The sequence below is a fragment of the Undibacterium sp. 5I1 genome, from assembly GCF_034314085.1.
Taxonomy (GTDB): domain Bacteria; phylum Pseudomonadota; class Gammaproteobacteria; order Burkholderiales; family Burkholderiaceae_D; genus Undibacterium.
This window is the reverse complement of sequence record NZ_JAVIWI010000001.1, coordinates 974,155-996,549: the sequence shown is the minus strand read 5'-3', so window position 1 is coordinate 996,549 and position 22,395 is coordinate 974,155. Positions and strand designations below refer to the sequence as shown.

Sequence of the window (22,395 nt, the reverse complement as noted above, 5' to 3'; positions counted from 1 at the left end):
AACCATGGCAAAGCAGATCCGGTTTAACGCATTTCAAATCAATAGTGTCGGGCACCAGTCGCCAGGTCTCTGGACACATCCACGTGACCAGTCCCATCGTTACACAGATCCAGAGCATTGGATCAGTCTGGCGCAATTACTAGAACGTGGCTTATTTGACGGACTATTTTTAGCCGATGTACTTGGTGTCTATGACGTCTATCAATCGAATGCCAACGCAGCATTGCGTGGCGGTGTGCAAGTTCCGCTGAATGATCCCTTAGCACTGGTGCCGCTGATGGCGCATGCCACTCGGCACCTGGGTTTTGGAGTGACCTGTGCACTGACCTATGAACATCCCTACTCATTTGCTCGCCGCATCTCGACGCTGGATCATTTGAGCAAAGGACGGATTGCGTGGAATATTGTCACCGGCTATCTTGACAGCGCAGCACGAAATCTGGGATTAGAACATCAGATTGGTCACGATGCACGCTACGACATCGCAGAAGAATATATGGAAGTCGTTTACAAACTTTGGGAACAAAGTTGGGAAGACGATGCAGTCGTACGCGATAAAGTCAACGGCATATTTACCGATCCAAGCAAAGTTCACGCGATTCATCATCATGGAGAAAACTATCGCGTGCCAGGTTTCCACTTGTGTGAACCTTCGCCCCAGCGCACTCCCTTGTTATTCCAGGCTGGTACATCGGGACGCGGTAAAAACTTTGCAGGCAAACATGCCGAATGCGTTTTCGTCAGCGGACCCAGCAAAGCGGTAGTCAAACATTATGTACAAGACTTGCGCGCTGCCACACTAGCAGCCAGACGCAATGCCGATGACATTTTGATATACGCCCAGGCCTTGATCATCACAGCCGCAAACGAAGAAGAAGCCCAAGCCAAATATGCCGACTACCGCAGTCATATCGACATTACCGCAGCACTCGCGTTGCTGTCGGGCTGGACTGGTGTGGATTTTAGTAAATATGACCCGGATGCCACAATTGAATATATGGAAAACGATGCCGGCCGATCGGCATTAGCATCATTCAGCCAGGCTGACCCTACACGTCGCTGGACAGTGAGAGAAGCGGCAGAGTTTATCGGCCTTGGCGGACGTGGTCCGGTGTTGATCGGTAGCCCACAGCAAATCGCCGATCAACTGATCGATTGGGTAGAAGAAACCGGGATAGACGGTTTCAATCTGGCGTTTGCTGTGTCACATGACAGTATGGCCGACGTGGTTGATTTCATCGTACCCGAGCTCCAAAAACGCGGACGCTATCGTAACCAATATATCGGCGGCACACTGCGCGACCAGTTATTTGGTGCAGGGAATCGACTGTCTGAAAATCATATTGGACGGCAGATCAGAATCCAGTCTCAGGAATCCGCATAAATTACTTTTAAGATCGGGTCGAATGTATCCTAAAAAACTTGTGTTGAGAAATCCACAAGATAGATTAATCAGTTTTGGACAACAGCCTGATTATGGTCGCAAGATACAACGGAGATGGATAAATCCGGTTTTGTTCATAGCAGGTATGAGTCAACTTGATGACATGGTCGTTATCACTCTGAATCGCCTTAGCAAATAAATCTGACTAGGCTTGTTCTGGAGATGTTCGGTACAACGAATTGAGTATTAATTCTGCCTCACGCTCGGCAGAAACGAGTGATGGTAGCGAGGGTGCTCCTACCGACACATAGGCGGCACAAAAAGCCACCCACAATTGCGGCAATAAGACGACGACTAAATTCTGCGGCAAACGAGCAAATACAATACGCGCAGCATGCATCGCCGTGACCATATGCAGCACAGTAAAATTTTTACTTTTCCAGTAGGCGACGATTGCTAAGCTTGTCATCTCAAGCATCATCTCATTCAATAACTGAGACTGATTTTCGATCAGGTAGAGGCCATCAGCAAAGCGCGGATCGGCGACCACCGCTTTAAGACTACCGACAATCGAATCACCCACATACAGATTTGGATTGGCTTTGTACAATAGCGACAACTGGGCCAATGCTTGCTCCGCTGTAACAGCAAACTGCGGCTGATTGCTCTTTATCTTAATGTCCAGATTCGACACCATAAGATGTGCCAGTCCGGCGGCAATTTCTCCAATATGATGCGCATCTAAACCATATGCGAGGCGAATCAAGGCATGGAACGCCGCCGTTGCTGGCGCAAAAGGGATCTGACTTAACACTTCGATCAATACCTCATCAGCACTGCGGGCAGAAATCGCCGTCATAAAATAAGCACGCAAGGGCATGAAATTATCCACTTTTCCTAGCTGCCGTTGCCAGTTATCAGCAGTCACTTTACATTGACTCATTCGCATTGGCAGCGCATAAGTGTTTTGCCACATACTAAAAAACTGTTGTAAACGTTCTGGGCTGGCTCCCATCTTCGCTAACGCGATCAATGCCATAGGACAGTGATTAGTCGTACCTTTTGATGCCAACGCAAAATGAGCACTGGCATCCAGCAGCTGGTCTAAAAGCTCAGATGAGGAGTAATCCCTGACAGATTCTGTTGAACCTTTTTTCATCGCAATGTCCTTAACAATTTTTGATGAAATAAGCATACAAGTTCAAGTACACTTGAAGTCAAGGATAATTTTTGTTAACTATGATGCGTGTATTAAAAGCTGAGACAAAGGGAATTACGGTGAAAAAATCAACCGAGAATCTGATTAGCATTGGTGACTTGGCGAAACGCTCTGGACTCGCAGCTAGTGCATTACGATATTACGAAGAACAAGGATTGATCACCAGCTCACGCAATGCGGGGCAACAAAGACAGTTTCCAAAAGAAGTATTGAGGCGTGTCGCTTTTATTCGTGCCGCGCAAACTGCGGGTCTGAGCCTGAGCGAAATCAAATCAGCATTAGCGTCACTGCCCGAACAACGCACACCGACAAAACAAGATTGGGAAAAATTGTCATCCTCATGGCAAACGACACTCCAGCAGCGCATAGATGCCTTAGTTGCGCTACGGGACAAACTCACGTCCTGCATAGGCTGCGGCTGCCTCTCACTGAAATCCTGCTCGCTGTATAACCCAGGCGACGTTGCGGCTCAACGTGGTAACGGTGCGCGTTATTTAAACGGAGATACAGCAATAAAATGACTGAAACGCATTCTCATATTTCGCTATATCTGCACACTTGGTCAAAGCAATAGAGATTAATAAAGAAAAGTAAAACAATTATTTTTCTGGCTAAGAAAATTTAATCACAAAAAAACATTACTTTGACGTTTTTGGTGAAACACTATCTTTACTTATCTCAGATGTTAATGCAGCGTGTTTTTTGTCTTCTGCTGACTTTTCAATAGTTTTTGTTTTTTTAGATTCGTGTGCTAATTGATTCTTATGTGCCTGCTGAACTAAAAACTGATCTTCCGCAGCGATAACATTTAAAGAGAAGCTCGCCGCTATGATGCAGGTAACGCAGATAGAAATATATTTCATTTGGTACTTTCAATATTTGACTTTACTACTAACTTAAAAATTCTTTGGATTTATGCGAAAAACAAAGAATGACATTTGACTAAATACATAATTTTCTCTATGACGATTTCCAATTTTCATAGAATAAAAAATACTGATCAGAATATTATTTGAAATTTTTTGATTTAAATATTCTTAATCTTGACAATAATTAATAGCTGATATTGGAATAAAAACTGCATAGCAAATTTAACAAAATCCATATAAATAAATTGAAAAAAAATGGAATTTATTCGTAAATTTTTTATAAAAAAAATTTTAATGCACCTAATATCTATTTTTCACTAATGACAAATTAATCGGTTCGTTTACATAAAATTTACAAGCATCAACTGACTTTTTGCATTTTTTTTATATCGATCCTAGTAATCTTCTCCTCGTTCAGAATAAATTGAATTGGCAGTTTTTTTGGTCCTAAAAAAATTTTTAAGGCACAAAGCATGACCATTTAATTAATCGATTACTGATTTTTAAACTGGTGTAACAACACGTCGTTGATACATTTGAATTTATAACTCCAGGGAAAATAAAATGCAAAAAATGTTGTCACTCGCATTCGTTGCGGCTACTACCTTAGCCTTCAACAATATTGCGTTAGCACAGAGTGGTGCAGCAGAGGGATGCCCAGAAAATTCTGCTTCAAAGAGTTTCTCAGAGAGGTTTAGCACAACCTATAGCGACTACCTGAAATGGAATGGCGATCCTGCTGACGCAGCCCCGAGCTGGCGCAAAGATGTGCAGGCACCTCCCGTGTCCAGCCCACCGTATCCATTCGCAACTTGGCCGATTGGTGGTTCTGAAACGATTGGTTATGACAACCAATACTATGGCCCGCTAATGGACACAATTTATTGTGGTCCAAATGGAAAAGCCTGGAAAGATTCGCGCATTACTGTCTATGGCTGGATAGCACCTAGTTACAACATTAGTACATCAAAATCAAAATTTAATTTTGCAACTGGCACTGGCGGAAATTACCCTGCTGCTTACGACTATGCAGCTAATTCGTTTCAATTGAATCAAGTTGCAGTCTATGTTGAGCGTGTGCCTGACGTAGTACAAAAAGATCACAACGATTGGGGTTTTCGTGTGACTGGTTTGTACGGTACTGACTATAAATATACTTTCTCCAAAGGCGTATTTAGCGATCAATACACAGATAAAGGCCGGAAATACGGCTTTGATCCAGTCATGATGTATGGCGAGTGGTATACCCCATTTGTTGCAGATGGGATGAATGTACGTGTAGGTCGCTATATTTCTGTACCAGATATTGAGGCGCAGCTTGCACCGAACAATTACACCTTTACCCACTCCTTACTTTACGCGGTTGATCCTTATACGCAACAAGGTATTGTTGCGACAGTCAAACTAAACAAAAATTGGCTGATTCAAGGTGAAGTCTCTGCCGGTAATGACATCGCGATCTGGAATAAAGCTGAACGTCAGTTCACGCCAGCAGCTTGCTTGGGCTGGACGTCTGATACAGCCAACGATAACTTCTATGCTTGTTTGAATGGCGCGCATCCTATCTTGGGAAATAACGGAAAATTTGGCTGGAATAATCTTCAGCACGAAGTCGTTACCTGGTATCACAAGTTCAATGAAAATTGGCATATGTCTAGTGAGTACTGGAGAATGTTCCAGAACGATACGCCCAACGTGAATGACGTAACAGGTGCGGGACCGGCGTTGTTGGCTGCACGCTATGGCAACTTAAAATATGGTGCTCCATCGGGTGCGCAATGCGGACCTAATGACGGTGCGACTTGTAAATCGCATGAATGGGCTTTCGTCAACTATATTGGTTATCAGGTTTCTCCGCGTGATTCAGTCACCTTCCGTACGGATGTATTGGATGACACAACTGGTCAGCGTACGGGCTTCAAAACCCGTTACTACGAATTTGGCTTGGGCTGGCAACATTGGATCGGTAAAGCGATCACTATTCGCCCAGAACTTCGTTATGAGCGTTCTACAGATATTGATGCATACGATAATCCAACTGCGACAGCAGGTGCGGGCAAATTTAATCAAACAATGTTTGCGATAGATGCCGTAATCCATTTCTAATTTGTACAAAGTAATAACTAAAGCATACTATCCTGTAAGCATCATGAATCAAGCCTGAATATTTCTTCAGGCTTGATCAAGCATCTCAATCTATGACTAAATGTCTTGAACAAAATAGTATTTACATAAAACTGTTTTAGCTAAATCAATATCTGATGACAAAGTAATTATATTGTCGTCATCAAACCATATTGCCAAAGCAATTTTATGTAAGTTCCGCCCAAAATATTTGAAACATTTTGAAACATCTTTGTTGCGCGATATCAGATCAATGCCATGGATTCAGGTCTTTTATCGTATTGAAATTGAGTATCATGTTGCCTTTAACAAGGATTGAAAAAACTTCTTAAAAGCAATAAAAATTGTTTAAATTATCAAGCGCAACAGACGCTAAGTAAGGCCTAATATCTTTTTAAAAGCAAAAAATGCTTTTTCATCTCTGCCTTTTTGTATAGAGAAACCGCAATGATTTCGTTCAACACATGGCAAGCCCAGTGTGCCGTCGTTTTAATGGGTGTTGCTACGATGGGTCTTGCAGCCCCCATATCAGCGCAAGCAAATTTAATCGATAGCGCCACTTCTTACTCCACTCCAAATAGTCCTGTCTCGTCATTGTATGAAGAGCAAAACATTGTGTCGTCACTGCCACGATTGACTTTACAGCAGGCACTGGAATATGCACTACAGCACAACCGTGACCTAAAACTTGGCAACATTGCGATTGATACCGCCAGCGCGATGAAAACGATAGCGTCAGCACCGCCTAATCCCATGCTGACGCTGCAGACCGCTGGTATTAATCCCAAGCTGGGGATCGGTGCAGGCAAGCCTAAAGACAAAACGGTCGACAGTACGATCAGAGTAGATCAATTAATAGAGCGAGGCGGCAAACGTGATTTACGGATTGAGAATGCCGGCTATCTGGAAACCGCAGCACACCAAGACTGGCACGATGTCCGCAGACAAACCAAGCAAATCGTCAGCGCAGCCTATTTTGATCTGATAGCAGCACAACATAAACTACGCATTGCCAACGAGACCAGAGATTTGTTCTCTATCACACAAGCCGCCGCAGAAAAGAGAAAGAAAGCTGGTGATATCGCAGGAGCAGACGCTGCCAGAATCCGGGTAGATGCCTTGCGCGCCGAGAACGACGCACGACAAGCAGCATCCGATCTGCTGCATGCACAAACGAATCTGATTTCTTTATTAGGTCTAACAGTATCTGCTAACAGCGTGCATGCTGTCGATGATTGGCCCGCACAAATACTGCCTGAGGTGCAGGATAAGCTGGATCTGGTCATACAAAAACGTCCTGATGTATTGGCTGCAAAAGCGCGGCTAGATGCGGCACTGGCTGCACGTAAGCTGGCACTGGCAGCAAGAACCAGAGATATCTCTGTCGGCGTTCAGTTTGAACATTACCCGGTTAGCGCCAGCAATCCTCAAGGCTCAGGTAACAGTTTCGGCATTGGCGTACAGATTCCTTTGTTTACCCGCTATGAATTTCAGGGCGAAATACGCGTAGCAGAGAGCGCAGTAGATGCCGCCAATGAGAGCTTAGAAAAAACCAAAGAAGCAGCTCGCAATGAGCTAGTACTTTTAATCGAATCTGCCCAGGCATCGAAAGAAATGACCGCACGTTTTCAGGGTGAATTATTAAGCGCTGCCCGCAATTCTGCCGAGGCGGCGGAATTCGCCTTTAAAAATGGTGCACTTGGTGTAATGGATGTGCTTGATGCAAGGCGAACTTATCGCGCCATTGAGATGGATGCGATTAATGCCCAAGCTGACTTCGCCAAAGTACAAGCTGCCCTACGTATCAGCATAGAGGAAGAAGAAAAGAAATGAAGCGCAATAAAATAATGAATTTAGGTTTTGGTATTGTAATAACCATCATCGTAGTTTGTGCCATCAGCTATATCATTACCTCCGTTGAAGCAACAGAGAAAAAAACTGATTCGCCAGCTACTTTATCAGCTGGATCGAAGTCAGATGTAAAGCCCGATACAGGGAAAATTAGTTACCCCCACAATGCACCTCAACTGTCTTCAATCAAAGTGGCCGCCGTCAGCGAAGTTAGTATTCCAATCGCGGAGGCGATGAATGGCAAAATAGCCTACGACGAAAACGTCACCGCACGAGTAAGCTCCCCCGTTCTTGGACGCGTATTGTCATCGCATGTTGAAGCAGGTGACAAAGTAGCAAAGAACCAATCACTGGCTGAACTGGACTCACCAGATTTAGCCACTGCAGATGCCGACTGGGCTAAAGCAAAAGCGGATGAGCAACGTAAGAAATTAGCCTTTGACCGGGCAAAAAATCTGTTCGAGCACGAAGTCATTGCGCGCAAAGATTTTGAATCCGCCGAAGCCGATTTTTTACAAGCCGTAGCAGAAACTAAGCGGTGCAGCCTGCATATGCGCAACCTGAACGCAGTCGGTAACGAAAACGGCAAGTTCTCATTAAAAGCGCCGATCGCTGGCCTGGTTGCAGACAAACAAATCAATCCCGGTATGGAGGTGCGTCCTGATGCACCAAATTCATTATTCGTGATTAGTGATTTAAGCAAACTGTGGGTCTTGATTGATGTACCTGAACGTTACATCGCCAGCATTCATCCAGGCCAAAAAATGGCAATGTCATTTGATGCCTATCCAGATCAATTGTTCGACGCCACAGTAGATCGGGTCGGCTTAGCATTGGACCCGAACACCAGACGCATACAAGTGCGCGGCGTATTATCTAATCACGATCAAAAACTACGTCCTGAGATGTTCGCCCGAATTTCTTTTCTCAGTGACAGCGACAAAAAAGCCATCAAGGTGCCGAATACAAGCCTGATCGCGGAGGGGCTTTATAGCTATGTCTTTGTTGAGAAAAAAGAAGGTGAATTCCAAAAACAGCGTGTCAACGTTGTTCGACGTGGCCAGAAAAATAGCTATGTCGATAGCGGCTTAAATGCGGGTCAACGGATAGTCACTGAAGGCAGCTTGTTACTCAATGCTGAGGTGGCTTCTCATGCTCAATAAGTTTGTTGATTTTGTTCTGACTCAGCGCGTATTTGTATTAGTACTGACAGTAGCGCTAGTTGTATTTGGCTATCGCGCACTAGGCAACTTACCGATTGAAGCCTTCCCCGATGTGCAGGATGTACAAGTACAAATTGTCACTCAATTCCCGGGACAAGCGGCGGAAGAAGTTGAGCGAGCCATCACCTTACCGATAGAGCGCGAGATGAGTGGTGTGCCAGGCCAGACTCAAGTACGCTCGGTATCGATTATCGGTCTGTCGGTTGTTACCATTACCTTTAATGACGGTACGGACGACTACTTTGCGCGCCAGCAAGTACTGGAAAAATTACAAGGCGTAACACTACCGAATGGCATTCAGTCCAGCATTGCACCGTTAACGACCTCGGTTGGTGAAATCTATCGTTATGTGATTGATGCACCGGCAGGCATGTCAGAAAACGACATCCGCACTTTACAAGATTGGGTCGTCAGGCCTGAATTAAGAATCGTCTCAGGTGTTGCAGATGTCGTCAGTTTTGGTGGCACTGTAAAAGAATACCAAGTCCAGGTAGATCCTAATGCCTTACGACGTTATGGCATCACTCTAGACCAAGTCAATCAAGCACTGGCAAATAATAATGTTAACGTTGGTGGCGGCGCTATTCGTCGTGGTGACGAAACGCTGATCGTCCGCGGAGTCGGCTTATTCAACAATAAAGAAGATATTGGTCGCGTCATTGTCAATGCAAAAAACGGCAAGACAGTATTACTCTCGGATGTAGCCGATGTAGAAATTGGTAGCCGCCCACGCTCTGGCAACATCTCTTATAACCAAGGTGACAGCTATGTTCTTGGCATCGTGCAAATGGTCAAAGGCGGTAACGCGGCCAAGATCATTACTGATCTGAAGAAAAAAATTGAAGTCGTCAATACCAAGTTGCCAAAAGGTGTACGTCTGCATCAGATCTATGATCGTACCGAGCTACTCAACCATACGGTCAAAACAGTATTTGAAAACTTAGTCGTCGGTGCGGTATTAGTGATGACGATATTGATCCTGTTTTTACGCAATTGGCGCGCTGCGTTAATCGTGGTAACGGTGATACCGCTATCCCTACTATGCGCTTTTATCATGCTCGATCTAAAAGGGATTCCTGCCAACCTGATTTCTTTGGGGGCAGTAGACTTTGGGATCATCATCGATAGTGCGGTCGTGCTGGTCGAAGCATTAATGGTGAGGCTGGCCCTGAAACACCATGATTTAGAACATCAGAGTAATCTCTTCCTCTGGCGCAAACAGGTACTGAAAAAAACCGTGGTTGAAATGGGACACCCTATTCTGTTTGCCAAAGCCATCATCATTCTGGCGTTTATTCCAATTTTTACTTTCCAGCGGGTTGAAGGAAAAATCTTCTCACCTGTCGCCTTAACGTTAAGCTTTGCAATGTTGGGTGCCTTGATTTTAACCATGACCCTGATCCCGACCTTACTGGCGCTGACGATGAAGCGTCATAGCCTGGCAGAAAAGCATAGCAACTGGATGCAAGCCATACAGGACTGGTACCGCAAGCTACTCTACAAAGCTGATGGACAAAAACGCACAGTCATGATCGTATCTTGCATCGTACTTGCGATCACTTTGTTACTGGCGCCCCGGCTTGGTAGTGAATTTTTGCCTAAGCTGGATGAAGGAAATATCTGGTTGACCGTCAGCTTACCGCCCTCCACTGCACTAGAGAAAACGCGTGAAGTAGAGCGTCAGGTCAGAGCTATTTTGCTGAGTTATCCCGAAGTCAGCACCGTGGTATCCCAAGTCGGCCGCCCAGATGATGGCACTGATCCGAAAGGTCCTAACAGTATGGAAATACTGGTTGATCTAAAACCACATGATCAATGGAAGTTCGCCGATAAAGAAAGTCTGATCGAAAGCATGACCGCCAAGATCGGGACACTACCAGGCGTGCCGACTAATTTTTCCCAAGTGATACAAGATAATGTGGAAGAAGCTCTATCGGGCGTCAAAGGTGAAATCGCGGTCAAAATTTTTGGTCCAGACTTGGATATCCTGACACAAAAGAGTGAGCAGATTTCTGGAATACTCAAAGGCATTCGTGGCGCAAGCGATGTAGATGCGATCAAAAGCGGTGGTCAAACACAACTCAATATTGTGATTGACAGAGAAAAAATTGCACGCTTAGGTATCAACGTGTCGGATGTCAATAATACGATACAGACCGCCTTAGCCGACACACCCGTCAGTACGTTTTATGAAGACGACAAACGCTTTGACATCACCATCCGATTAAAAGCTGCCTACAGAGAATCGATAGATGGCATTGGTAGTCTGCAAATCAACTTACCTAACGGTGCAGGCACGATTGATCTGGCTGATCTTGCGCGCATTGAGGTGCGGCAGGGTGCGGCACGTATCAGCCGCGAAGCTGGTGGCCGCAATGCCTCGGTCAAAGCGAATTTGTTAGGACGGGATCAAGGCAGTTTTGTAGCAGAAGCGCAGCAAAAAGTTGCTGAACAAGTCAATTTACCGACCGGTTATTACATCGTCTGGGGTGGTCAGTTTGAGAACCAGCAACGTGCAGTCAAGCGCTTAGAAATCATTGTACCAATAACGATTTTCCTAATCTTTGCATTACTGTTCTGGGCCTTTCGCTCCATCCGTATGGCAATGCTTATCTTGATGATGGTACCTTTTACGATGATAGGCGGAATCGCTGGTTTAGCACTGGCGGGTTTGCACTTCTCTGTTTCTGCTGCAGTAGGATTCATCGCAGTAGCGGGCATCTCTGTGCAGAACGGTGTGATCATGCTTGAGCAAATATTAGAATTTGAGAAAACCAGCCGTGCTGATTTTTCTAGCGCAATTGAAGGCGCAGTCAGCAGGCTCAGACCGATATTGATGACTGCGTTGATGGCAGGTTTAGGTTTATTGCCAGCCGCGTTATCGCACGGAATCGGCTCAGAAACCCAACGCCCTTTTGCAGTAGTGATTGTTGGCGGCATTGTCTCAGCAACTTTTTTTACCCTGCTGTTACTGCCGTTGAGCTACAGCTTATTTAAGGATAAAGTAAAGGAAGAAGAGTAAATAGTGAGTTTGAGAAATACAAACCAAATTTAAATAAATAAAATACTCCCTATACGTATATTTCAATCGTCCATATATTCCCTAGTCAATTTAGATTTTTTTGATCCACTTATAGGGAGTATATGGATTTTATTAGCGAAACTCTGACGAAATGAGTGACTTAAAGGTCAATTTATCGACTTAGGAGAATACGATGTCCAAGAAAGAAATCACAATGCCAAGATTGATGATTAGCGCGCTTAGTATCTGTACTGTGCTTGTAATCTGTGCGCCAAATGCATTTAGTCAAGAAACTGATATGGAGCAAGCGACGAAAGACAATTTTAAGCATGGCTGGGTAACACATCTCTACGATGCCAAATCAGACCGTAAAGATTTACCTGAGTGCCTGGAAAAACTCTCGGACTCTGAGCGCGAAAATAAGCATTTTGCCAAAATTCATTACAAGCACGCACGTCGTGGATTGAGTACCATCGCTGAGGTGCCAGAGTATATGAGTTTAAAATTGGATGATGAAGTCGACGTAGTCCCCGAGAATTGCGACAAAGGGAAATTCGCGCATATCGTCAAGATCCTAACGGCCAAGTAAAGTTCTTACCGTCTCAAAAATAAGATAAGTAACTACCTGATGTGCTGGCATAGCAGACTTTCTAAAAAAATGTTTGCTCAGCTTTTTACACCCGGTCATCAGTGCTAATTTATTCAAAAATCAATGGATCAATTAGTAATACTTATACCTAGGCTCTCTAAAATCAAAAAATAGAACGGGCACAAAAAAGAGAAGCGTGCATTTTTGAAGCAAGCAGTATTTAGGACAGGCCTTGTTCAGCAGCAATAAAACCGCGCGCGTCGCTAACCAAATTAATATACTGACGAATATAGGCAAGACGGCAAAAAAATTCAGAGTGCTTTTAGCTCGGTATCAGTAACCGATAGCCGATTGCGGTCTCCGTCAAGAAGAAGCGTGGCTGGGTAGGGTCATCTTCCAGTTTTTGCCGTAAATGTCCCATGTAAATACGCAGATAATGCCCATGTTCTGAGTGCGACGGCCCCCATACTTCACGCAGCAATTGCGGATTAGTTACCACCCGTCCGGCATTCGTCACCAACGCGCTGAGCAGACGGTATTCCGTCGGTGTCAGATGTACCATCGTGCCGTCTTTGGTGACCATACGCGCTTGCTGATCCACCCGGATGTCACCAAATTGCACAACCCCATCTGTATTAGCACCAGGCTGGCGCTGTCTGCGCAAAGTGGCGCGCACACGCGCCAGCAACTCACCGACACCAAATGGCTTACTTAAAAAATCATCTGCACCAGCATCCAGCGCCTTGATTTTATCGGCCTCGTTCACGCGCGCGGATAAGACGATCACAGGTACAGTGGACCATTTGCGCAAGTCTTTTAAAAAATCGACACCATCGCCGTCTGGCAAGCCAAGATCTAATATAATTAAATCGGGCTGACGGGTTCCAGCATCAATTAAGCCGCGTTGTAAGCTGCCAGCCTCTTCTACTTGCCAGCCCTCTTCTTCCAAGGCGCTGCGTACAAAGCGACGTATTTGAGGCTCATCCTCGACCAATAAGGCAGTGGGAGTGGTTTCTGTCATCATAATTTTTCTAACTTGTATTTTTAACGCAAATTGTTCACGTCGTTTTAATCAGTTTTAGCTCATCCTATACAGCCAGTATTTAAACTAGCTAGACCAGCAATTCTGGCTCGGGCAACATGGGCGGCGTTCCTAGCGGGAGAGTGAAGCAGATACATGCCCCACCTTCTTGCGAATGCGCTGCCGCGATGCGCCCGTTATGCGCTTCAATAATGGCGCGGCAAATTGCGAGGCCAAGACCAACTCCGGGGGTGGCGGACTCACGTTCGCCACGAGTAAACTTTTCAAAAATCGCTTCTTCGCGCCCTATTGGTAAACCAGGGCCGTTATCATCCACCATCACTCTGACCACGCTGTTATGGGCATCTACTTCGGCGCGGATCACAATGAGTGATTGTGGTGGAGAATATTTGGCGGCGTTCTCTAATAAATTACACAAAACCCGCTCAATCAGTACGGCATCAAAATGTAACAAAGGCAAATCACGCGGTAACTTTGTTTGTACCTGATATTGCGCCAATGCCGCAGTGCTGGCACGCAGAGAACTACCAACCACCTCTTCCAGCGGTTGCCATTGCAAATTCAATTTCACTTCGCCACTTTGGATTCTTGCCATATCCAGCAAATTGGATACCAGTGCGCTCATCCGTATTGCTTCGTCATGCAACACTTGCGCCATTTGTTGTTGGGCATCGGACAGAGTGGGCTTGGACATCGTCAGTGATTCTGAAATGCCGACCAGCGAAGTTAACGGTGTGCGCAAATCATGTGATAAAGCCGCCAATAGAGAATTGCGCAGACGCTCTGACTCCATATGGATCAATGCATTCTGCGCGACCTCGATGTAATGCACTCGCTCCAACGCAATCGCGGCCAATGCAGCAAAGGTATCTAACTGTTGACGTTGTTCTGGAATCAAAATCCAGCGCCGGTTGTCAGGCCGTATGACTAGCAAGCCTCTAGTACGCATTGGCGCCACCAAGGGTAAATAGAAGAAACTGCTGGCAGGCAAAGTATCTGTGCCCATGCCTGCTGCCTCAACTTTATCAAATGCCCACTGCGCAATACCTAAATCAAGACCTTCTACCGGCGTCTGCGGCGCTTGTAATTTGCCTGCATCATCAGGTAACAGTAAAGTCGCCGTTGCACGGAAAGCGCGTTGAATAATCGCCTGAGTACTTTCAGAAATTTGCTCAGATTGCAGAACACCGGACAGGTCGCGTGCGAACTCATACAGTGCCCTGGCACGTGACTCGCGATGGGCTGAGACTCTGGCCTGATAACGCAATCCCGCAGTCAGATGTCCCGTTATTAGTCCTACCGCCAGCATCACACAAAAGGTAATTAAGTACTGTAAATCGCTAACGGCAAACGTAAATCGTGGCGGAACAAAAAAGAAATCAAAGGTCGCTACCCCGATCACTGTCGCTAGTACAGAAGGACCACGTCCCAAGCGCAATGCGACCAAGACCACCGCCAGCATAAACAGCATGGCGATATTGACCAGATGCAAATGGTCTAATAATGGCGTACATAAAACTGACGTTCCGGTGATCGCTAGCAGCGCATATAAATACCGTAACTGCTTACGAAATCCGCGGGCTGATCTGACTGGATCTTCTGCCCTGTCCCAATCGCTACCGGCGGCGTTGAACTGCTCGACGCGTTCTTCTTTTTCGGCGCGTTCGGCGTTTTCATCATGCGATACGGCACGACCAATTTCGATCAAATCCAGATCAGGAGCTAAACCAGCAATGCGTTTATGAATCGAGGTTTGCGACCAAGAGGTGCCGCGACGCCCCACCACAATTTTAGAAAAATTCAAACTATGCGCATAATCGACTACCGCCGTTGCCACATCCTGGCCTGTCAGTACCGCCGTCTTGGCACCAAGGTCTTGCGCCAGCTTTAAACTTTTTAAAATCCGTTCGCGTTGCGCCGCAGATAGGCGTTGTAATTGCGGCGTCTCTACATAAACCGCATGCCATTCAGCACTGAGCTGGCTGGCTAATCTGGCGGCACTGCGTATTAAGTGATCAGCACCAAAACCCGGACCTACACAGGCGAGTAAGGCAGCATCTGTTTTCCAGACTTTGCCAATGGATTTTTCTATCCGGTAAGCCTGCACGTCTTCTTCTACCCGATCAGCGGTACGGCGTAAGGCCAGCTCGCGCAGTGCAATCAGATTGCCTTTACGGAAGAAATTTTTTGCGGCACGCTCTGCCTGCTGCGGTTTGTAGACGCGGCCACTTTGCAAACGTGCCAGCAATTCGTCAGCGGGGACATCGACCAGCACGACTTCATCGGCCTCATCAAATACGGTATCGGGTACCGTCTCTGCCACGCGGATACCGGTGATGCCGCCGACGACGTCATTCAAACTATCTAAATGTTGAACATTGACGGTGGTATAGACATCAATCCCTGCATCGAGTAATTCTTCTACGTCTTGCCATCGCTTAGGATGACGCGAACCCGGTGCATTGGAATGCGCCAGTTCGTCCATCAGAATCAACGGTGGTTTGCGTTCCAGCGCCGCATCGAGATCAAATTCGGTCAGCGTCTTGTCGCGGTAATTAATGGCTTTCGGTGGCAGGATTTCTAAACCATCGAGTAGAGCCAGCGTCTCACGGCGGCCATGGGTTTCTACCACACCGATTAATACTGGCTGACCTTCACTCTGCAATTTGTGCGCGGCACTCAACATTGCATAGGTCTTGCCAACACCCGCTGATGCGCCGAAATAAATACGCAACTTGCCACGGGTAGCGCGACGCTCTTGTGCCTGCACATGTGCAAGCAAGATGTCGGGGTCGGGACGTTGATCGTGAATATTAGCCATCTAGGTTGTTCTTGAGCTTCTGGTTTGTGCTTCGGGATTCAGCTTATGGAGTCTGCTTTTGCGAACGGTCAGATTAATAAATTAAACTAAAAATTAGGGGGGGTATATGCCAAAACCACCATTATTGTCCAGACATTACCTGGACGATTAAAAATACAGGTAGCAGTATATTTAATAACTGAATAATCAAATTACTTCTAAAAATGCTTGATACCACTTACGGCTAGTAACTAATTAACTAATTAACTAATCAACTCATTAATCAACTGATCGAGAAAAAACTAAGCAAGCATCACGTCTTTAAAACACTTTTAGAAATACTCTTGATCGAATAGACGGGACACACATGGTGCATCCCGCATATCGATACTCAACTACAGGACTTGCGCAAAATTGTCCCGGCCAGACGTAGCGACGACCGCGATCTCCGGTAAGACTAGTCGCTGCTACGCAGCCGGGGTGATTTTACGTAAATCTACAATGACAGATTACTTCTGATCCAGTGCCAGGTTCAAGGCTAATACGTTGACCCGTGGCTCGCCAAACACACCCATCACTGGGCGTTGTGCAAATTTCTCGATCAATTCCATGACTTGCTCATTAGTCATTTTACGCTCGCGGGCAATTCTAGTCGCTTGATATTGTGCTGCGGCGATACTGATTTCTGGATCAAGACCACTGGCTGATGCGGTCACTAAATCGACTGGAATCTTTTGTTTATTTTCTGGATCAGCTGCTTGTAAGGTCGCAATGCGTCCTTTAACCGCATCCATCTGTGCTGGATTAAATGGCCCCAGATTAGAACCGCTCGATGCCGTTGAATTATTCGGCATCGGCGATGTCGCAGAAGGACGGCTCCAGAAATATTTGTTTGAGCTGAATGCCTGACCGATCAGGCTAGAGCCGATCATCTTACCGTCACGCTCCACTAGACTGCCTTCGGCTTGCTTGTTAAACGCCACTTTGCCGATGCCGGTAATTGCGTAGGGATACGCGACACCAACGATCAGGCTAAAGCCAACAAACAACACTACGGCAGGACGAAATTGGGAAAATAGAGAATTCATTTTCAATCCTTCATTACACTAAATTAAACAGAGCAAGAATCATGTCAATCAACTTGATGCCTGCGAACGGCAACACGATACCGCCCAGACCGTAGATCAACAGATTACGACGTAACAAACGCGCTGCACCGATTGCACGATACTTCACACCTTTGAGTGCCAGCGGGATCAGGAACACAATGATCAGCGCATTAAAAATCACGGCAGACATGATCGCCGAGGCTGGGCTGGACAAATGCATCACGTCCAACGCTTTCAACTGCGGATAGGTGGCGACAAAAGCGGCAGGGATAATCGCAAAATATTTCGCTACGTCGTTCGCAATCGAGAAGGTGGTTAAAGAACCGCGTGTCATCAGCATTTGTTTACCAATTTCTACGATCTCTAACAACTTGGTTGGATTAGAATCCAAATCCACCATGTTGCCCGCTTCTTTCGCTGCTTGAGTACCGGAGTTCATGGCAACTGCGACGTCTGCTTGTGCCAGTGCTGGCGCATCATTGGTACCGTCACCAGTCATCGCAACCAGACGGCCTTCGGACTGATAGCTGCGGATCAATTTCAGCTTATCTTCTGGCGTTGCTTCTGCCAAAAAGTCATCTACACCGGCTTCTGCAGCAATCGCAGCTGCAGTCAGCTTATTGTCACCAGTGATCATGATAGTTTTGATACCCATGCGGCGCAGCTCGGCAAAACGCTCCTTGATGCCACCTTTGACGATATCTTTTAACTCAATCGCACCCATCACTTTGCCATCGTCCACTACCACCAGTGGTGTACTACCGCGACGAGAAATATCGTCCACTGTTTTGCTGACTTCAGCTGGGAAAGGACGGCCTAAGCTCTCAACAAACTTCTTCACTGAATCAGCCGCACCTTTACGGATAACACGAGTACCGATATCGACACCGCTCATGCGAGTTTGCGCAGTGAATTCGATAAATTGCGCATTTAGGCTCGCCATTTCACGTTCACGTAAATTACATTTTTGCTTTGCCAATACAACGATACTGCGACCTTCTGGTGTTTCGTCAGCTAATGATGCGAGTTGTGCTGCATCACCCAATTGAGCAAGGATTACACCTGGCGCAGGGAAAAACTCAGACGCTTGACGATTACCTAAAGTGATCGTACCTGTCTTATCCAACATCAAGACGTCAACGTCACCAGCTGCTTCAACTGCACGACCTGATGTCGCGATAACGTTGGCTTGCATCATGCGGCTCATACCAGCAACACCGATGGCGGATAACAAGCCACCGATCGTGGTCGGGATCAGACACACTAACAAAGCGATCAAGACCGTAATAGAGATAGGGCTAGATGCAATACCTGCCAATTTCGCCGCTTCTACGCTATATAAAGAGTATGGCAACAGAGTGACGGTAACGAGCAAGAAAATAATCGTCAGTGCTACCAACAAAATCGTCAATGCGATTTCGTTTGGTGTTTTTTGGCGTTTTGCGCCTTCTACCATGGCGATCATACGATCAATAAATGCTTCGCCAGGATTCGACGTAACACGCATCACCAACCAGTCTGACAACACGCGAGTACCACCGGTGACAGCAGAGAAATCGCCACCAGATTCACGGATCACCGGTGCGGATTCACCTGTAATCGCGCTTTCGTCCACGGTTGCTACGCCTTCGATCACTTCACCGTCGATAGGAATGACATCACCAGTTTCTACCAACAAGACATCGCCTTTACGCAAGTCGCTGGCATTGGCTGGCAACCAGCTTGTGCCGTGTTTTGGCACTGCCAGTTTCTTGGCAATCACTGTTTGCTTTAAAGCGCGTAAGGAGGCGGCTTGCGCTTTGCTGCGACCTTCGGCCAATGCTTCGGCAAAGTTAGCGAACAAGACGGTGAACCACAGCCAGACTGATATCGCCAGGATAAAACCAGCACTGGCTTCACCCTTACCAAACAAGGCTTGCAGCCATAACAGCGTCGTCAAGATACTGCCGACATACACCACAAACATCACCGGGCTGCGCAATTGTGTCGCTGGATTCAGCTTTTTAAACGCATCGACAACTGCAGGCCACATCAGTGTGCTATCCATCATGCTGAGTGATTTTGCGCTACGCAGTTTATCTGCGGAGGCATCACCTTGCTCAGCTATGGCTTTATTTGTATTTTGAGAATTAACGCTAGACATGAGTTTTTCCTTTGTGAACTTAATGAGCCGCGAACAATTGCAGATGTTCGACAACCGGTCCAAGCGCCAATGCCGGAACATAATTCAAGACGCTAATCAACACCACCGTACCAACCAGTAATGAGATAAACATCCAGCCATGGGTCGGCATGGTGCCTGCGTTCACTTCCAAACGTTTTTTAGATGCCAGAGAACCAGCGATCGCCAAGATAGGCACGATCATCGCAAAGCGACCAAACCACATCGCAATCGCCAACATGATGTTGTAGAACGGCGTGTTAGCAGACAAGCCAGCAAACGCACTGCCGTTGTTATTTGCAGCGGAGGTAAAGGCATACAGCATCTCGGAGAAACCATGCGCACCAGGATTGGCAATACCTGCTTTGCCTGCATCCGCCATCACGGCAATCGCAGTACCAACCAATACCAATGCTGGCGTCACCAAGATCACAATCGCGGTCATTTTCATTTCATAAGACTGGATTTTTTTGCCCAGATATTCTGGTGTACGACCGATCATCAAACCAGCGATAAACACGGCCAGGATGGCGAAAATCAACATGCCGTACAAACCAGAACCGACACCACCAAATACCACTTCACCAAACTGCATCAGGACGATAGGTACCAGACCACCGAGTGGCATTAAAGAATCATGCATCGCATTTACAGCACCGCAAGATGCTGCAGTCGTAATTGCTGCAAACAAGGCAGACGCACTGATACCGAAGCGAGTTTCTTTACCTTCCATATTGCCGCCGGATTGCAGCACACTCGTCACCTGATCAACATTCAAGGCTTGCATTAGCGGATGGATTTGCTGCTCTGCCATCAAAACACCGATCGTCATCACGACAAATAAAATTGTCATAGCGCCCAGTACCGCCCAGCCTTGGCGAATATCACCAACCATGCGACCAAAGGCAAAGCACAATGCCGCTGGAATCAAGAAAATACTCAACATCTGCGCAAAGTTCGTCAGATAGTTTGGATTCTCATAAGGATGGGATGAGTTGGCATTGAAGAAGCCGCCTCCATTCGTGCCGATCATTTTGATTGATTCTTGCGACGCCACTGGACCCATCGCAATCGTTTGGGTTTTAGTCGTCAAGGTTTCCATTACTGGCGCACCTTGTGCATCTTTTAAAGGCTGACCATCAGCGCCAACTTTAGGCTGACTGTAAGTGACCGGATCAAGCAACGTCGCCTCTTTGTAACCATCAAAGTTTTGGATCACGCCCTGCCCCATCAGGAACACAGCGAAGATCACAGACAATGGCAATAACAAGTACAAAGTCGTGCGAGTGATATCGACCCAGAAGTTACCGATCGCTTTAACTGAATGATGTGAAAAACCGCGAATCAACGCAAATACAACCGCAATACCGGTCGCTGCGGAGAAGAAATTTTGTCCAACCAAAACCAGCATCTGAGTCAGATAACTCATGGCGGATTCGCCTGAATAACCTTGCCAGTTGGTGTTACTGACAAAGCTCACCGCTGTATTAAATGCGGAATCAGGACTGATATTGGCAAAACCTTGTGGATTCAACGGCAACCATTGCTGCACACGTTGCAGCAAGTACACCGCCAGCGCGCCCAGTGTGTTGAACACCAACAACGCAAACGCGTAGGTTTTCCAACCCATGCCCTGCTCTGGATTAACACCAGCAGCGCGATACAAGACTTTTTCCACGCCAGATAACCAGCCAAAACCTGGGACACGACCATTACCTGACAGCTTGGCAATGAAGCTTCCTAGCGGAAAGGACAACACCAACAATATTGCTAAAAATGTCAGCAATAAGACAATCGCCTGAGTCGTCATCACAGTTCCTCTGCTTTCAACAATGCAATCACCAAATACACCAACAAGGCAGCAGCTACGACTGCGCCTAAAATAGTGAACATACTCATTTCGTTTCTCCCAACTTGTTACAAACGTTGGCGAACAAAGCGACCAATATAAAAAAGATCAAAATGCCGCCGACATAAAAAATATCCAGAAGATCGCTCATCATGTTTCCACGGTTTAGTTTTAACAACCGGAAGGATAGCCAGAAGAGTCTAAAGATTTTGTAAAGACTGCTAGGAGGGGTGTAAACGAGATGTAAAAATTTGAAGCGCTTGATGAGGGAGGTGTTTTTTAGCTAGAAATCTGCAAGGAGGAGATGATTTAGCGAGGCAGTTCAGAGAGATTAATAGCCGACTAGGATCAAGTCAATCAGTTAACGGTATTTGCTTTTGCATATTAATGCCGGTGACTTCATAACCAAGCGAGGCATACAAAGCTTGAGCACCGCTATTGAAAGCAAATACATGCAAACCAATGACAGACAACCCTATCGAGCGAACAAATAACTCCAGCGCGGCAAACGCACGTTTTGCATGCCCTTGGCGGCGATACGACTCAGCCACTTCAATATTGTAAATATACGCGCTACGCACGCCACCTTTTTCAATCACCGCCAGCCAAAGTGTGCCGACAGTGAAGTCACTACTGCCGCTGATGCCACGGATTTCAAACAAATAGTTGTCCGGCGTCTCCAATCCCTGAGGCAGCAACTTTTCGTGCTCAACACGTGACTGCGTCATCGCGTTTTCTACGGGCCAGCGACCTGATTTTATATTTTGCTCTGCATAAGACATGATGGCACTTTTAAGATAAATCGTAAAAGTATCAGATGACATCGGGACAAGAATTGACATAGATTTTTTGTTGTAATGTTGGATGACTAAAATGACAAAGAGGTACTAAGCTAATGCGCGACCTCTCCAAAAATAATAAGAGAATTCATTATTGATTGCCAAACTAGCGGCAGGCACAAGCGTTTGGACATTTATATTAGCGGGATAACTAAATGAGCAAGAGGATTCGTTGATCTGACGTCTTAACTATAAAACCAAAAAGTCCACGTCATTGGCGATTCAAAGTATCCATCCAAACCGGCTGCAGAAAAGAGATTATTACATACCAGAAAGCCAAAAAGAAAAATGCCCACTTAACTCTCGTTAGGTGG

Annotated in this window: 16 protein-coding genes; 7 read left to right on the top strand and 9 right to left on the bottom strand. The window is 46.2% G+C overall.

The genetic code is table 11. The features are described from left to right. Nucleotides 1-4: 4 nt before the first annotated feature. Complete coding sequence (locus RGU72_RS04195) at nt 5-1,384, top strand: LLM class flavin-dependent oxidoreductase (RefSeq protein WP_322118527.1); 1,380 nt, start codon at nt 5-7, stop codon at nt 1,382-1,384. Between the two features lie 205 nt (nt 1,385-1,589). On the opposite strand, the gene RGU72_RS04190 is transcribed toward RGU72_RS04195, so the two are convergent. Further along, a complete protein-coding gene (locus RGU72_RS04190; protein ID WP_322118526.1) occupies nt 1,590-2,543 on the bottom strand; it encodes a questin oxidase family protein in 954 nt (317 codons plus the stop codon). A 119-nt stretch (nt 2,544-2,662) separates the two neighbouring features. On the opposite strand from RGU72_RS04190, the gene soxR reads away from it, so the two are divergent. Then, nucleotides 2,663-3,124 (top strand): redox-sensitive transcriptional activator SoxR, encoded by a 462-nt coding sequence (gene soxR / locus RGU72_RS04185; RefSeq protein ID WP_322118525.1) that lies wholly within the window; start codon nt 2,663-2,665, stop codon nt 3,122-3,124. A 117-nt stretch (nt 3,125-3,241) separates the two neighbouring features. On the opposite strand, the gene RGU72_RS04180 is transcribed toward soxR, so the two are convergent. After that, a complete protein-coding gene (locus RGU72_RS04180; protein WP_322118524.1) occupies nt 3,242-3,466 on the bottom strand; it encodes a hypothetical protein in 225 nt (74 codons plus the stop codon). Between the two features lie 570 nt (nt 3,467-4,036). On the opposite strand from RGU72_RS04180, the gene RGU72_RS04175 reads away from it, so the two are divergent. From RGU72_RS04175 to RGU72_RS04155, 5 genes are all read left to right on the top strand, one after another. Continuing rightward, on the top strand, nt 4,037-5,578 hold the full coding sequence (locus RGU72_RS04175) for an outer membrane beta-barrel protein (protein ID WP_322118523.1): 1,542 nt from the start codon (nt 4,037-4,039) through the stop codon (nt 5,576-5,578). Nucleotides 5,579-6,043: 465 nt separating this feature from the next. Further along, nucleotides 6,044-7,429, top strand: coding sequence for a TolC family protein (locus RGU72_RS04170; protein WP_322118522.1), 1,386 nt, complete (start codon nt 6,044-6,046; stop codon nt 7,427-7,429). Next, the gene (locus RGU72_RS04165; protein WP_322118521.1) at nt 7,426-8,610 is read left to right on the top strand and encodes an efflux RND transporter periplasmic adaptor subunit; all 1,185 of its coding nucleotides are present in this window, start codon (nt 7,426-7,428) and stop codon (nt 8,608-8,610) included. The genes RGU72_RS04170 and RGU72_RS04165 overlap by 4 nt, the downstream gene beginning before the upstream one ends. Next, complete coding sequence (locus tag RGU72_RS04160; protein ID WP_322118520.1) at nt 8,600-11,692, top strand: CusA/CzcA family heavy metal efflux RND transporter; 3,093 nt, start codon at nt 8,600-8,602, stop codon at nt 11,690-11,692. The genes RGU72_RS04165 and RGU72_RS04160 overlap by 11 nt, the downstream gene beginning before the upstream one ends. A gap of 193 nt (nt 11,693-11,885) precedes the next feature. Further along, entirely contained in the window at nt 11,886-12,281 is a 396-nt protein-coding gene (locus tag RGU72_RS04155; RefSeq protein WP_322118519.1) for a hypothetical protein, read from the top strand. 322 nt (nt 12,282-12,603) lie between these two features. Here the strand turns inward: RGU72_RS04155 and kdpE are convergent, their stop codons facing one another. The 7 genes from kdpE to RGU72_RS04120 all read right to left on the bottom strand — a co-directional run bounded on the left by kdpE (nt 12,604) and on the right by RGU72_RS04120 (nt 22,084). Beyond that, nucleotides 12,604-13,302, bottom strand: a complete 699-nt coding sequence (kdpE, locus tag RGU72_RS04150) for a two-component system response regulator KdpE (protein WP_322121561.1) — start codon at nt 13,300-13,302, stop codon at nt 12,604-12,606. Between the two features lie 91 nt (nt 13,303-13,393). Next, nucleotides 13,394-16,144 (bottom strand): two-component system sensor histidine kinase KdpD, encoded by a 2,751-nt coding sequence (kdpD, locus tag RGU72_RS04145; RefSeq protein WP_322118518.1) that lies wholly within the window; start codon nt 16,142-16,144, stop codon nt 13,394-13,396. 488 nt (nt 16,145-16,632) lie between these two features. Further along, entirely contained in the window at nt 16,633-17,211 is a 579-nt protein-coding gene (kdpC, locus tag RGU72_RS04140) for a potassium-transporting ATPase subunit KdpC (protein ID WP_322118517.1), read from the bottom strand. 13 nt (nt 17,212-17,224) lie between these two features. Beyond that, entirely contained in the window at nt 17,225-19,375 is a 2,151-nt protein-coding gene (gene kdpB / locus RGU72_RS04135) for a potassium-transporting ATPase subunit KdpB (RefSeq protein WP_322118516.1), read from the bottom strand. A gap of 19 nt (nt 19,376-19,394) precedes the next feature. Beyond that, nucleotides 19,395-21,203, bottom strand: a complete 1,809-nt coding sequence (kdpA, locus tag RGU72_RS04130; protein ID WP_322118515.1) for a potassium-transporting ATPase subunit KdpA — start codon at nt 21,201-21,203, stop codon at nt 19,395-19,397. Beyond that, nucleotides 21,203-21,292, bottom strand: coding sequence for a K(+)-transporting ATPase subunit F (kdpF, locus tag RGU72_RS04125; protein WP_322118514.1), 90 nt, complete (start codon nt 21,290-21,292; stop codon nt 21,203-21,205). Before kdpF ends, kdpA begins: the two co-directional genes overlap by 1 nt. 303 nt (nt 21,293-21,595) lie before the next feature. Continuing rightward, on the bottom strand, nt 21,596-22,084 hold the full coding sequence (locus RGU72_RS04120) for a GNAT family N-acetyltransferase (protein ID WP_322118513.1): 489 nt from the start codon (nt 22,082-22,084) through the stop codon (nt 21,596-21,598). Nucleotides 22,085-22,395 lie beyond the last annotated feature (311 nt).